Annotated in this window: 14 protein-coding genes; 7 read left to right on the plus strand and 7 right to left on the minus strand. The window is 57.3% G+C overall.

Features of this window, described 5'->3' with window-relative positions:
- The first annotated feature begins 5 nt into the window (after positions 1-5).
- The gene (locus KQP88_RS23690; RefSeq protein ID WP_200993777.1) at positions 6-1382 is read left to right on the plus strand and encodes a glutamine synthetase family protein; all 1377 of its coding nucleotides are present in this window, start codon (positions 6-8) and stop codon (positions 1380-1382) included.
- Between the two features lie 177 nt (positions 1383-1559).
- Positions 1560-2198: a TetR/AcrR family transcriptional regulator gene (locus tag KQP88_RS23695; protein ID WP_216704335.1), complete on the plus strand. Its 639-nt coding sequence runs from the start codon at positions 1560-1562 to the stop codon at positions 2196-2198.
- A gap of 58 nt (positions 2199-2256) precedes the next feature.
- Here the strand turns inward: KQP88_RS23695 and KQP88_RS23700 are convergent, their stop codons facing one another.
- The 6 genes from KQP88_RS23700 to KQP88_RS23725 all read right to left on the minus strand — a co-directional run bounded on the left by KQP88_RS23700 (position 2257) and on the right by KQP88_RS23725 (position 6590).
- The gene (locus KQP88_RS23700) at positions 2257-2472 is read right to left on the minus strand and encodes a TOBE domain-containing protein (protein WP_025262382.1); all 216 of its coding nucleotides are present in this window, start codon (positions 2470-2472) and stop codon (positions 2257-2259) included.
- A gap of 28 nt (positions 2473-2500) precedes the next feature.
- A complete protein-coding gene (ssuB, locus tag KQP88_RS23705; RefSeq protein ID WP_216704336.1) occupies positions 2501-3313 on the minus strand; it encodes an aliphatic sulfonates ABC transporter ATP-binding protein in 813 nt (270 codons plus the stop codon).
- Positions 3310-4107, minus strand: a complete 798-nt coding sequence (gene ssuC, locus KQP88_RS23710) for an aliphatic sulfonate ABC transporter permease SsuC (RefSeq protein ID WP_216704337.1) — start codon at positions 4105-4107, stop codon at positions 3310-3312. The genes ssuB and ssuC overlap by 4 nt, the downstream gene beginning before the upstream one ends.
- A 28-nt stretch (positions 4108-4135) precedes the next feature.
- Positions 4136-5101, minus strand: coding sequence for a sulfonate ABC transporter substrate-binding protein (locus KQP88_RS23715; protein WP_216704338.1), 966 nt, complete (start codon positions 5099-5101; stop codon positions 4136-4138).
- 202 nt (positions 5102-5303) lie between these two features.
- Positions 5304-5942 (minus strand): peroxiredoxin, encoded by a 639-nt coding sequence (locus tag KQP88_RS23720; protein WP_122320515.1) that lies wholly within the window; start codon positions 5940-5942, stop codon positions 5304-5306.
- Between the two features lie 177 nt (positions 5943-6119).
- Complete coding sequence (locus KQP88_RS23725; RefSeq protein ID WP_216704339.1) at positions 6120-6590, minus strand: hypothetical protein; 471 nt, start codon at positions 6588-6590, stop codon at positions 6120-6122.
- A gap of 160 nt (positions 6591-6750) precedes the next feature.
- On the opposite strand from KQP88_RS23725, the gene KQP88_RS23730 reads away from it, so the two are divergent.
- From KQP88_RS23730 to KQP88_RS23740, 3 genes are all read left to right on the plus strand, one after another.
- Positions 6751-6942: a hypothetical protein gene (locus KQP88_RS23730; RefSeq protein ID WP_216704340.1), complete on the plus strand. Its 192-nt coding sequence runs from the start codon at positions 6751-6753 to the stop codon at positions 6940-6942.
- A 106-nt stretch (positions 6943-7048) separates the two neighbouring features.
- The gene (locus tag KQP88_RS23735; protein ID WP_216704341.1) at positions 7049-7984 is read left to right on the plus strand and encodes an NAD(P)-dependent alcohol dehydrogenase; all 936 of its coding nucleotides are present in this window, start codon (positions 7049-7051) and stop codon (positions 7982-7984) included.
- Complete coding sequence (locus tag KQP88_RS23740; protein ID WP_216704342.1) at positions 7984-8688, plus strand: helix-turn-helix transcriptional regulator; 705 nt, start codon at positions 7984-7986, stop codon at positions 8686-8688. The genes KQP88_RS23735 and KQP88_RS23740 overlap by 1 nt, the downstream gene beginning before the upstream one ends.
- Positions 8689-8771: 83 nt before the next feature.
- Here the strand turns inward: KQP88_RS23740 and KQP88_RS23745 are convergent, their stop codons facing one another.
- Positions 8772-10133 carry an OprD family porin gene (locus KQP88_RS23745; RefSeq protein ID WP_025262390.1) on the minus strand — a complete coding sequence of 454 codons (1362 nt, stop codon included), beginning with the start codon at positions 10131-10133 and terminating at the stop codon, positions 8772-8774.
- A gap of 465 nt (positions 10134-10598) precedes the next feature.
- On the opposite strand from KQP88_RS23745, the gene KQP88_RS23750 reads away from it, so the two are divergent.
- Positions 10599-11486 (plus strand): aliphatic sulfonate ABC transporter substrate-binding protein, encoded by an 888-nt coding sequence (locus KQP88_RS23750; RefSeq protein ID WP_407681810.1) that lies wholly within the window; start codon positions 10599-10601, stop codon positions 11484-11486.
- Positions 11487-11780: 294 nt separating this feature from the next.
- Positions 11781-12758 carry a taurine ABC transporter substrate-binding protein gene (gene tauA / locus KQP88_RS23755; protein ID WP_216704344.1) on the plus strand — a complete coding sequence of 326 codons (978 nt, stop codon included), beginning with the start codon at positions 11781-11783 and terminating at the stop codon, positions 12756-12758.
- The last annotated feature ends 19 nt before the right edge of the window (positions 12759-12777 follow it).

The raw sequence follows: 12777 nt of genomic DNA on the forward strand, positions 1-12777 counted from the left end.
GCATCATGTCGGTACCCCCGCGTGCCGTTCAGCTCAACGAAGCGAACGCGTTCCTTAAGGAACATCCTGAGGTTCTGTACGTTGACCTTCTGATTGCAGATATGAATGGTGTGGTGCGTGGCAAACGCATAGAACGCACCAGCCTCCACAAGGTTTACGAGAAGGGCATCAACCTGCCTGCCTCTCTATTTGCCCTGGATATCAATGGCTCCACGGTGGAAAGCACCGGTCTGGGCCTGGATATCGGCGACGCCGACCGGATCTGTTATCCAATCCCCGATACCCTGTGCAACGAGCCCTGGCAGAAGCGCCCTACGGCACAACTGCTGATGACCATGCACGAACTCGAAGGCGAGCCCTTCTTCGCCGACCCGCGTGAAGTGCTGCGTCAGGTAGTGAGCAAGTTCGATGACATGGGCCTGACCATCTGCGCGGCATTCGAGCTGGAGTTCTACCTGATCGACCAGGAGAACGTGAACGGCCGCCCGCAACCGCCACGCTCGCCGATCTCGGGCAAGCGCCCGCACTCGACACAGGTCTACCTGATCGACGATCTCGACGAATATGTCGACTGCCTCCAGGACATTCTGGAAGGTGCGAAAGAGCAAGGCATTCCGGCAGACGCCATCGTCAAGGAAAGCGCCCCGGCCCAGTTCGAGGTGAACCTGCACCACGTGGCCGATCCGATCAGGGCCTGCGATTACGCCGTTCTGCTCAAGCGTCTGATCAAGAACATCGCCTACGACCACGAAATGGACACGACCTTCATGGCCAAGCCCTATCCGGGTCAGGCGGGTAATGGTCTGCACGTCCACATCTCGATCCTGGATCGCGATGGCAAGAACATCTTCACCAGCGAGGATCCCGAGCAGAACGCCGCATTACGTCATGCGATCGGCGGTGTGCTCGAGACCCTGCCGGCCCAGATGGCGTTCCTTTGCCCGAACGTCAACTCGTATCGCCGGTTCGGTGCCCAGTTCTACGTCCCCAACTCTCCGACCTGGGGTCTGGACAACCGCACCGTTGCACTGCGCGTACCAACCGGTTCGCCTGATGCCGTGCGTATCGAACACCGCGTGGCCGGCGCCGATGCCAACCCGTATCTGTTGATGGCTTCAGTGCTGGCAGGCGTGCATCACGGCCTGACCAACAAGATCGAACCGGGCGCCCCAGTGGAAGGCAACTCCTACGAGCAGCACGAGCAAAGCCTGCCGAACAACCTGCGCGACGCACTGCGCGAGCTGGACGACAGCGAAGTCATGGCCAAGTACATCGATCCGAAATACATCGATATCTTCGTGGCCTGTAAAGAGAGCGAGCTGGAAGAGTTCGAACACTCCATCTCCGACCTCGAGTACAACTGGTACCTGCATACGGTCTGATCAGGGCCGCTGCACAAAGCGCCGCAGGCCTTCGGGTTGTGCGGCGTTTTTGTTTTTATTCGCGAATAAATTCGCTCCCTCAGGACTTTTCACTGAAGGCGCGCATTTATTCGCGAAGACCTTGAAACAGCCCCCACTGTACAATGCCACTGCAACGCCATCCCCTGAGATCACCCCATGACCCGCACCACCCCTCCTCGCAAACCCCGAGCACGCAGCCAGGCCCGAATCGATTCGATTCTCGAGGCTGCACGCACCCTGCTCGCAGCCGAAGGAGTGGCCAGCCTGTCGATCTACAGCGTGGCCGAGCGCGCAGAAATACCGCCTTCTTCGGTCTATCACTTCTTCGCCAGCGTTCCGGCACTGCTTGAAGCCCTGACGGCGGACATTCACGGGGCCTTCCGGGCGTCGCTGCAAGCGCCCATCGATCATGACCAGCTCAAGGACTGGCGCGACCTGTCACGTCTGGTAGAGCTGCGCATGTTGAGCATCTACAACGCCGATGCCGCGGCACGTCAGTTGATCCTTGCCCAGCACGGCCTGACCGAGATCAATCAGGCCGACCGCCAGCACGACATCGAGCTGGGCCACCTGATGCTTGAGGTCTTCAACCGCCATTTCCCGGTGCCGACACTGCCGGACGATGTGGACGTATTCGCACTGGCGATGGAACTGGGCGACCGGGTCTACGCACGCTCGGTGCAACTGCACGACGAGATCACCCCGCGCATGGCCGAAGAAGGCATGCGGGTGTTCGACGCCTATCTGGGCCTGTACCTGCCGCCCTTCCTGCCGAAACGCCCCCAGCCTCTTTGATCGGGATGTAAAAAACCCCGGAGGGTCTGCACCGTCCGGGGTCGGGTGTTATTGAAGATCACAGCTTGGCGATCGACACCTCGGTGGACTTCACGAATGCAATCACTTCGCTGCCCACGGCCAGTTCCAGCTCTTTTACCGAGCGGGTGGTGATGACCGACGTCACGATACCGGAAGCGGTCTGCACGTCGATTTCGGACAGCACGTCACCCTGGACGATTTCCTTGATGGTGCCTTTGAACTGGTTGCGCACGTTAATCGCTTTGATAGTCATGGTATGCCTTCCTTTTGTGGGATCGGGGTTAATTGGCCCAACGCAACTGCGTGGGCAACGGTGAAGAGGGTTCGGGTTCAGGCGGCGATCCGGGCAGGGACAGCACGCGGTTGAGCACTTCGGTTTCCAGCGCAGCCAGACGATGAGAGCCACGCGCCCGAGGACGCGGCAGGTCGACCACAAGGTCGAGCCCGATGCTGCCTTCTTCGATCAGGATCACCCGATCGGCAATGGCCACGGCCTCGCTGACATCGTGAGTCACCAGCAGGACCGTGAAGCCATGCTTGCGCCACAGACTTTCGATCAGTTGCTGCATTTCAATACGAGTCAAGGCATCCAGCGCGCCCAGCGGCTCATCGAGCAACAGCAGGCGCGGCTTGTGGATCAGCGCCCGCGCCAGGGCAACCCGCTGCTTCTGGCCGCCGGACAACGCCGCAGGCCATTCATTGGCACGCTCGGCCAGACCGACCGCTTCCAGCGCCTCAAGCGCCTGGGGACGCCAGTCACCGCTCAGGCCAAGGCCCACGTTGTCGATGATCTTTTTCCAGGGCAACAGACGCGCTTCCTGGAACATCAGGCGAGTGTCTTCCCGAGCATCGGCCAGAGAAGCGGAACCGGCCAGCAACTGACCTTCGGTAGGCTTGTCCAGACCGGCCAACAGGCGCAACAGGGTGCTCTTGCCGCAACCGCTGCGACCCACCACGGCCACGAACTGACCGGCCGGAATGTGCAGATCGATGTCCCTGAGTACGACACGGGAACCGAAGGCTTTCTTCAGGTCCTGAATCGCCAGCGGGATACCACGCAGCAGATGCGGAGGTTGTTGTTTCAGACTCGTCATGCTGCACCGCCTTTGCTGACTTGATAGGCCGGATGCCAGCGCAGGCATACACGCTCCAGAGCTCGCGCCGCCAGATCGGCCAGCTTGCCGAGCACGGCATACAGCACGATTGCCAGAACCACGACGTCGGTTTGCAGGAATTCACGGGCATTCATGGCCAGATAACCGATGCCGGAGCTGGCCGAGATGGTTTCGGCCACGATCAGGGTCAACCACATGAAGCCAAGGGCGAAGCGCACACCTACCAGAATCGAAGGCATGGCACCCGGCAGGATCACGTGACGGAACAGGCTGAAGCCTGACAGACCGTAGCTGCGGGACATTTCCACCAGCGCAGGGTCAATGTTACGAATACCGTGATAGGTGTTCAGGTAGATCGGGAACAGAGTGCCCAGCGCGACCAGGAAAATCTTCGCGGTTTCATCGATGCCGAACCACAGGATTACCAGTGGAATCAGCGCCAGGTGCGGCACGTTACGGATCATCTGCACCGAGCTGTCCAGCAGGCGCTCGCCCCATTTAGTCAGGCCGGTAATAAAGCCCAGCACCAGACCGATACCGCCACCAATGGCAAAACCGATACCGGCACGCCAGCCGCTGATTGCCAGGTGGGTCCAGATTTCGCCGCTGGCAATCAGATTGACGCCAGCCTCTATCACCGCGCTTGGCGCAGGCAGAATGCGCGTAGACAGCCAGCCGGCGCTGACTGACAGTTGCCAGACCGCCAGCAGCAAGACTGGAAGTGCCCAGGGCGCCAGTCTGTGAAGGGTTCGTTGCGAAGCACTAAGGCTCATGGAGTTGTCTCCTCGAAGGGCCTGCCAATCACTGTGCTTTCGCTACAGCAGCGGGAGGTGTCCAGATCACGTCGGCAATGCGCAGTGGCTTGGGAATCAGCTTGAGCTGGTAAAAGGTGTCAGCGATTTTCTGCTGGGCATCGACGACCTGAGGCGTGATGAACAGGGCGCCGTAGCCCTGGCGCTTCACCGAGGTCAGGGTGATGTCGGCAGGCAGGCCCAGCAGTGGCGCAACCTGTTTAGTCACTTCTTCAGGGTGAGCCTGGGACCACTCGCCTACTGCACGCACCTCTTCGATAAGGGCCTCGATCACTTTCGGGTTCTTCTGGGCATAAGGCTTGGTGGCCAGATAGAACTGATGGTTATCCGCGATGCCGGTGCCGTCTCTCAGAGTCCGCGCCTGCAATTGCTGTTCGGCCGCAGCCTGGTAAGGGTCCCAGATGACCCAGGCATCGACACTGCCACGCTCGAAAGCGGCACGCGCATCGGCAGGCGGCAGGAACACGGTCTGGATATCGGTGTATTTCAAACCGGCATCTTCCAGTGCGCGCACCAGCAGGTAGTGAACGTTGGAGCCTTTGTTGAGGACGACTTTCTTGCCCTTGAGATCCTTGACCGAAGTGATCGGTGAATCCTTGGGCACCAGAATCGCTTCGCTGGTAGGCGCTGGCGGCTCATAGGCCACGTAGAGCAGGTCTGCGCCGGCAGCCTGAGCGAAGACCGGTGGTGTCTCGCCCGTCACGCCAAAATCGATGGAGCCGACATTCAGCCCTTCCAGCAATTGAGGACCGCCCGGAAATTCGGTCCACTGCACTTTCACGCCCTGCTCGGCCAGACGCTTCTCAAGAGAACCCTTGGCTTTCAGCACCACCAGGGTGCCGTACTTCTGATAACCGATACGAAGGTCTTCAGCCTGAGCCTGGGTGATGGCTCCCAGAGCGACTGCTGCGGTAAACAGAGCGGCCAGGCCTCGACGCAAGATGAGAGTGCGCATGGGGCGCTCCTTTGCTGGATATGAGTAGTCGTGAGGCGAAAACCGCCGCGATGGAGTGACATTAACAGCAGTTTTTTATATCCATAAATCTCATTTTTTCATTTGGTTATTCCCTAAATGAATATGTGGATTTATGACTTTCCCGCCCATAAAAAAGGGCCGATAAATCGGCCCGAATAACCCCACTCGATGAAGCTGTAAATCAACGGTTCGGCTGTGGCGTCAGGCGCAGATAAGGCGTGACAGCCTTGTAGCCTTTAGGGAAACGCTCCTTGATCTCGGCTTCGTCCTTGATGGACGGCACGATCACGACATCATCGCCATCCACCCAGTTGGCTGGCGTGGCGACCTTGTAGTTGTCGGTCAACTGCAGAGAGTCGATGACCCGCAGGATCTCGTTGAAATTGCGCCCGGTGCTGGCGGGATAGGTGATGGTCAGGCGCACTTTCTTGTTCGGATCGATCACGAACAGAGAACGCACGGTCAGCGTGTCGCTGGCATTGGGGTGGATCAGGTCGTACAGATCGGAAACCTTGCGATCGGCATCGGCCAGGATCGGGAAATTGACCAGAGTGTTTTGCGTGGTGTTGATGTCGTCGATCCATTTGACGTGAGAATCGACGGGGTCCACCGACAGCGCAATGGCCTTGACGCCGCGCTTGGCGAACTCATCCTTCAATTTGGCAGTGAAACCCAACTCGGTGGTGCAGACCGGCGTGAAATCCGCCGGGTGGGAAAACAACACACCCCAGCTATTGCCCAGCCATTCATGGAAACGGATGCGGCCTTCACTGGAGTCCTGTTCAAAGTCAGGGGCGATATCGCCAAGTCGCAGTGTCATGGTGTTGCTCCTTGTTCGGTCGGGTGTTCGTTGAGTTATGAGCCTACTGTGCACCGCCTTCTAACAAATTAAAAAGAATGGATATCGATTTGGTTAGACCTGAAAGGAATATTGAATTGCAGGCAAAAAGAACCCCGCCGTAGCGGGGTTTCTTTTCTACTGACCGGACGGGGCAGACTATTTCATGCCTATCAGGCCTTTGGCCAGATCTCGGCTTTTAAGGTCCATGTTGCGAGAACTCATTGCATTATTCAGTGCGTTGGTCGCCTGGCTCATGGCTGACTGCATGCTTCTCAGCTCAGTCGTCAATGCATCCCGGCGCCTCTTGAGTTCCTCTTCAGACAAGGTTTTATCGCCGACAAGTTCCGACAACTCCTTGAGCTTCTGTTCGATTTTTTCTTGCAGCTTGCGGATATTCTTCAAAACTTCCTTGATGCTGTCCGGCAGCGGAGCCTGGTCTATGTCCGCATATTTATCAGCGTCCGATTTCTCAGTTTTGAGCCTGGCCTGGCCCTCCATTGAAATTGTGACCTCAATCTTGGCGGGTGCCTTGCTGGAACTGGCTGCCACATCCGTCACGACATCCGGCGGTGTGCTCATGACAGGCATTTGCACAGGAGACGTGAGGTCGGAAGAAGAGATTTTCATTGTGGCTCCACTCTGAGGCATTCGATGCGCTTATCCGCGAGCTATCGGCACAGAGAAATCTTCCTTTAGCCAATTTTGTAAAATTTGTACCTGTTTGTAACAGATTGGAAATTTATCCAGTGACTCAGCGCCCGGCCTGATCCCTGGAGGCTCGTTGCGAATGGTCGAAATCGCCCCGCCCGGTACCGATACTCCCTTGCTGCACAATGTTCAGGACGGTATCGATGCAAAAAGCCCACCGGCGATGCCCCTCGACAAACTGGCCGATCAGGCAATTGCCGGCATTGTAACGGGCATGCCTTTCGCCAGACCTGTCTTGAGCATGCCGACAACGCTATTGCCGTGCATGTGACGTGAGTTTCAATGCGTGTGGCTTTTAATGGTGCCAAAAACTGTCCACGTGCCCCGGTAGTGTTGCCCCGTTGACTCTATCGCAAGCACGGCTCGGGGAACGCATCATGAAACGCATTCAATATCGCAAGTACGGTGGTCCGCAGGTGATGCAGATCGAGGATTTCGTGCTGCCCACACCCGACAAGGGAGAAGTGGCCGTGCGGGTCAGATTCGCGGCCATCAACCCTATCGACTGGAAACTGCGCGCCGGGCAGATGAAGATCATCACAGGCCGGGCCTTCCCTCGAGCAATGGGCATGGACTTTTCAGGCACGGTTATCTCTGCAGGACCGGGCGTCACACGGTTCAAGGCGGGCGATGCCGTGTTCGGTCTGGCGCGCTTCAAGGAAAGCGGTGCCCTCGCTGAAGCCGTGGTTACAAAAGAAAGCTTTCTGGCCAAAAAGCCGGACAACGTTTCCTTCGAGGATGCGGCTTGCCTGGGTACGCCGGGCGTGACTGCATGGAACGGACTGGTGGACAAGGGCCGGCTGCGTGCAGGCCAACATGTGTTCATCAACGGCTGCTGCGGAGCGGTCGGCCAGGCCGCTGTGCAGATCGCACGACTGCTGGGTGCCAGTGTCTCTGGAAGTTGCAGCGCTCAGGACATCGAACACGCACAATCACTTGGCGTGCAGACCGTTTACGACTACCGCACCCTGAAGCTTTCAACACTCAATCAGCGATTTGATATCGTTTATGACACGGCTGCCACGCTCTCCGTATCCGCCGGTATCGCCATGCTTCGCCCGAAAGGCGTGTTTCTGGACTTGAATCCAGGGCCGGGCAAGTTCATGAGGGCTGTCTTTGATCGTCGGCTCAAACCCATTGTCGGCTCGCCGCGCGGTGATATTCTGGACAGGCTGGCCGAGGCCGCCAGTGCGGGCCGCCTCAGGATTCCAGTAGGCACAACCGTTCCGTTGAGTGGCGCAATCCAGCTCATCCGGGACCTTGAGCACGGGCTCAAGCCTGGCGGAAAAGGCATCGTAGCCATGGAGCATTAATGGCAAGAAGTCATCGACTCTTTGAGCTCATGCAAGTGCTTCGCCGGCATCGCAGAACCGTGTCAGGTGAAACGCTGGCGGGTGAGCTGGGCGTTTCGCTGCGCACTATCCGTCGAGACGTGGCCACGCTACAGGGCATGGGTGCCGACATCGATGCCGCGCCCGGCCTTGGGTATGTCCTCAAGCCGGGCTTTCTTTTGCCGCCCCTGTCTTTCACCGAGGAAGAAATCCAGGCGCTGGTCATCGGCGCACTGTGGGTCAGCCGCCAGACAGATATCAAACTGGCCCTCGCGGTCGAGAACGCGCTGGCCAAAATCAACGCAGTCCTGCCCATAGACATGCGTCCGTCCCTGGAAGATGAGACCTTTTACATCGCCCGCCCTGCCAACAACGTCCTGCCCATCGACCTGAGCGAGATCCGCCGCGCCATGCGCGATCAATACAAGCTCCGCATCACTCTGGCGATAGAGCATGTCGAACTGGAAGAACAGGTCATATGGCCGATCATGCTGGGGTTTATCGACGGAAAACGCTTCATCAGCGCCTGGTGCGAAATGGACAACAAGTTCCGGATGATCGATATGGGCGACATCACCAGCGCCCGGATACTGACCGAACGCTATACGGGCAGCCGCCGTCAGCTCATCAAGGAATGGCGGGCCTCGGAAGTACTGCCTTGCAACAGTCAGGGAGACAGTTGCTGAGGGGGGAGGATTTGCAGGGTATAAAAAAAGGTCCTGAACAATCAGGACCTTTTTTGTGTTGCTCTACACAGACGCCAAATGGCTTATTTGAAGGCGTAGGTGTAGTTGAAGATCAGACGAGTCTGGTCGGCATCACTTGCACCGTTCAGGCCTTCATCCGCACGGTAGGTACCGTGGCGCACGGTAGTACCGAAACCTTTCAACGGACCGCTCTGGATCACGTAGTCGATACGCATGTCGCGTTCCCACTCCGAGTACTCATGGCCAAAGGAAGAGGTATTGCGAGCACCTTTGACGTCCTCACCACGAAGGTAGGCAACAGCAGCTTTCAGACCAGGAATGCCCACTTTGGCGAAGTCATACGAGTATTGACCGAAAGTGGTGTTCTCACCGGCACGGTTGAACTGGTTAATCATCGAGTCAGTGAACAGGTAGAAGCTGGAGCCACCGTTACCTTCTGGACGACCACGACCATCCACAACGTTGCCTTGGTTCAGGTTGACAAAACCACCGTCGTCACCGACTTGTTGGTGACCGACCAGGAACGCATGACCACCCAAGGTATAGGTGAACATTGCAGACCAAGTCTTGTTGTCGACTTCGCCAACGTTCTTGGCATAACCGTTGTTGTTGTTGAAGGCATAACCCGCTACGTTCTTGCTGTTATTGCCATCAGCGCTGCTGTTGAAATAACGCAGGTCAGTCTTGAAGGACTGGTCAGGAGCGATTTGGTAAACATGTACCAGACCCAGGAAATGCTGCTTGTAGAAGTTTTCCAGGTTAGCGAAGTAGTACTGCAGGGTCAGGTCTTTAGTGGCTTTCCAGTCGCCACCGGCGAAACGGAACTCGTTGCTGTCACGAGTAGCGCCAAATACTGACAAACCGGTGGAGTTGCTGGAAGCACGACCAGCGGAACCGGTCAGTTGACCGCCAGTCAGGGTGAAGTTGTCCAGATCCTTGGAAGTAACGATACCGCCTTCAAAGGTCTGAGGCAGCAAACGACCGTCGTTGGAAACCAGGATTGGCAGGTTTGGTGCCAGAGCGTTACCGACTTTCAGTTCGGTTTTCGAGAAGCGGACCTTGGCGTTGGCACCACCGCGACTCCAGGAACTGACCGAATCTCCGTCAGTATCCATCGGGAAGAAGCTGTTCTGGGTAGTAGCGGTCTTGTTCTGGATACCGCCACCCAGATGCACACCCACCAGAGCCTGAACGTCCAGACCGAAACCAACGGTGCCTTCGGTGTAACCCGAGATGAAATCGAACTTCAGACCGGTAGCGGTTTCACGCTGGTCAGTAACGTTACGGCCTTCACGCAGGTCGTTGTTGAAGTACATGGTACGAGAACTAACGGACGCCTTGCTGTCTTCAATGAAACCTGCTGCGCCGGCCTGCTGGGCCAATACACCAAAGGTTACGGCCAGGGCCAGTGTGGACTTCTTCATTGCTACGCTCCTCGTGAATCTAATTTTTTTAATCCATGGTGCCGAGCAAGGCTCTGACCCATGTATTCGCGTTAAGCGACAGGCCCGACCAGAGGTCAATGGTGACTGTGCGCCTCGAGACTCAAATGACTAGACCGCGTTGTCACTGGTGCAAGGTAGTGAAAATCTGACCAATCCAAAAGCAATTATTCGTAACGCTTTTAGACCGTTTTGATATATGTCACAACACATGTCAACCTCGACGCCAAGGAGTGTATCCATCAAATAAGCTAATTCCCAAAAAATATTTTTCGACCATTCGTCAGATCGTTTAGTTTTCAGCTACCGGACAACCGGATCTCGACTCTCCAGTCACGAAATCCCAACCGGAAAGCCCACGAAATGAAGATAAAAAACCTTTTAAAACATTCACTTAACAAACAACTAGCAGCAATTGTGACAATTGCCACCACCTTGACACTTTCCATGCCAGCAGACGCAAAAGAAACTTTGCGAATCGGTTTTCAGAAGTCCTCAACGCTCATTTCAGTGCTCAAAAGCCAGGGTACGCTGGAGCGGGAGCTGAACAAAAAGGGCATTTCGGTGTCGTGGCATGAATTTCCCAGCGGCTTGCCTTTGCTCGAATCCCTCAACGTGGGCAATGTCGATCTGAGCGCCGATGTCGCCGATACGGTTCCGGTCTTTGCTCAGGCGGCAGGCGCACGGCTCACCTATTTCGCTCAGGAAGCCTCCTCTCCGTCGGCCCAGGCGATTGTGGTGCGCAACGATTCGGCGTTCAAAACCCTGGCCGATCTCAAGGGCAGGAAAATCGCAGTCACCAAAGCCGCGGGCAGCCATTACCTGTTGATTGCCGCCCTGAGCAAGGCCGGTCTGAAGTTCACCGATATCGAACCCGCCTACCTCACACCCGCCGATGGTCGCGCCGCGTTCGAGAACGGCAAGGTGGACGCCTGGGTGACCTGGGAACCCTTCCTCAGCAGCGTCCAGCGCCAGTTGCCTACCCGCACTCTGGCCGACGGCACCGATCTGGCCAGCTACAAGCGCTATTACCTGACCACCACGCCTTACGCCAACAGTCACCCGGAAGTGCTCAAGGTGGTGTTCGCCGAACTCAAAAAGACCGGCGAATGGGTCAAGGCTCATCCGGCCGAAGCGGCACAAATCCTGAGCCCGCTTTGGGGCAATCTGGATGTGGCCACCGTTGAGGCAGCCAACGCTCGTCGCAGCTATGAGGTGCAAGCCGTTCAAGCCAATCAACTTGATGAGCAACAGAGCATTGCCGATGCGTTCCTGGCAGCGGGGTTGCTGCCCAAGGCCGTGGATGCCAAGGATGTGCAGGTATGGAAGCCTTGAAGCCGTAATCCGTGGGAGGGGCCTTGGCCGCGACAGCCAGCTTTCAGGCGCTGAAAATGTGTTGCCTGTAAGCCGGTCGTCGCGGCCAAGGCCCCTCCCACAAGTGACAGGCATGCCTTGACTGATCGTTATTACTGCGCGTTGCCGAGGCGCCAGCGATCTCCTGCTACGATCAGGAAAAGTCTCGTTTTCAGCTCATAAGCTAATTCAAAAAAGTTATTTATTTCTAAATTCTTAGATCATTTACGCTCCGTAGCCAGCCAGTCCCCGGCCCGCCTGATACGGAGCATCACCATGAAACTGCACTTCTCCCTGCGCCTTCTGGCGGCCTTGTCGCTGACAGGCGCATCTTTCCTGACTCAGGCCGCCGACTTCACTGTCGCTTACCAGACCACCGTCGATCCCGCCAAGGTCGCACAGGCCGATAACGCCTATGAAAAAGCCACCAATTCGAAGATCGAATGGCGCAAGTTCGAGAACGGTGCAGACGTCATCACCGCCATCGCGTCGGGCGATGTACAGATCGGCTATCTCGGCTCAAGCCCACTGACCGCCGCAGCCACCCGCAAACTGCCGGTGGAAACCTTTCTGATCGCCACCCAGATCGGCGCCGCAGAAGCACTGGTCGCCCGTAACGGCTCAGGCATCAATACGCCGCAAGATCTGATCGGCAAGAAAGTCGCCGTGCCGTTCGTTTCCACAGGCCACTACAGCCTGCTGGCCGCGCTCAAGCACTGGAACATCGATCCGGCCAAGGTCACGATTGTGAACCTGGCACCGCCCGCCATTGCTGCCGCCTGGAAGCGCGGCGATATCGACGCCACTTACGTCTGGGACCCGGCGCTGGGCGTGGCCAAGGAAACCGGCAAGGTGCTGATCACCTCCGGCGAACTGGCCAAGGTCGGTGCGCCGACATTTGATGCCTGGATCGTGCGCAAGGACTTCGCGGCCAAGAACCCGCAACTGGTCAGCGCCTTCGCCAAGGTGACGCTCGATGCCTACGCCAGCTACCGCCAGGACCCGAATGCCTGGATCGCCAATGCCAGCAATATCGAAAAGCTGAGCAAGCTGTCCGGTGCCAAGACGACGGATATTCCGGCGCTGCTGGAAGGCAACGTCTATCCATTGGCCACAGACCAGAAAGCACTGCTGGGCGCACCGACCATCGAGGCCATCACCAAGACCGCTGCCTTCCTGAAGGAACAGGGCAAGGTCGATGCGGTACTGCCTGATTACTCGGCCTACACCAGCGCCAAGTTCATTCCCCAATAATCCACCTGATCGAGAATGA

It is taken from the genome of Pseudomonas lijiangensis, from assembly GCF_018968705.1.
GTDB classification, from domain to species: Bacteria; Pseudomonadota; Gammaproteobacteria; order Pseudomonadales; family Pseudomonadaceae; genus Aquipseudomonas; species Aquipseudomonas lijiangensis.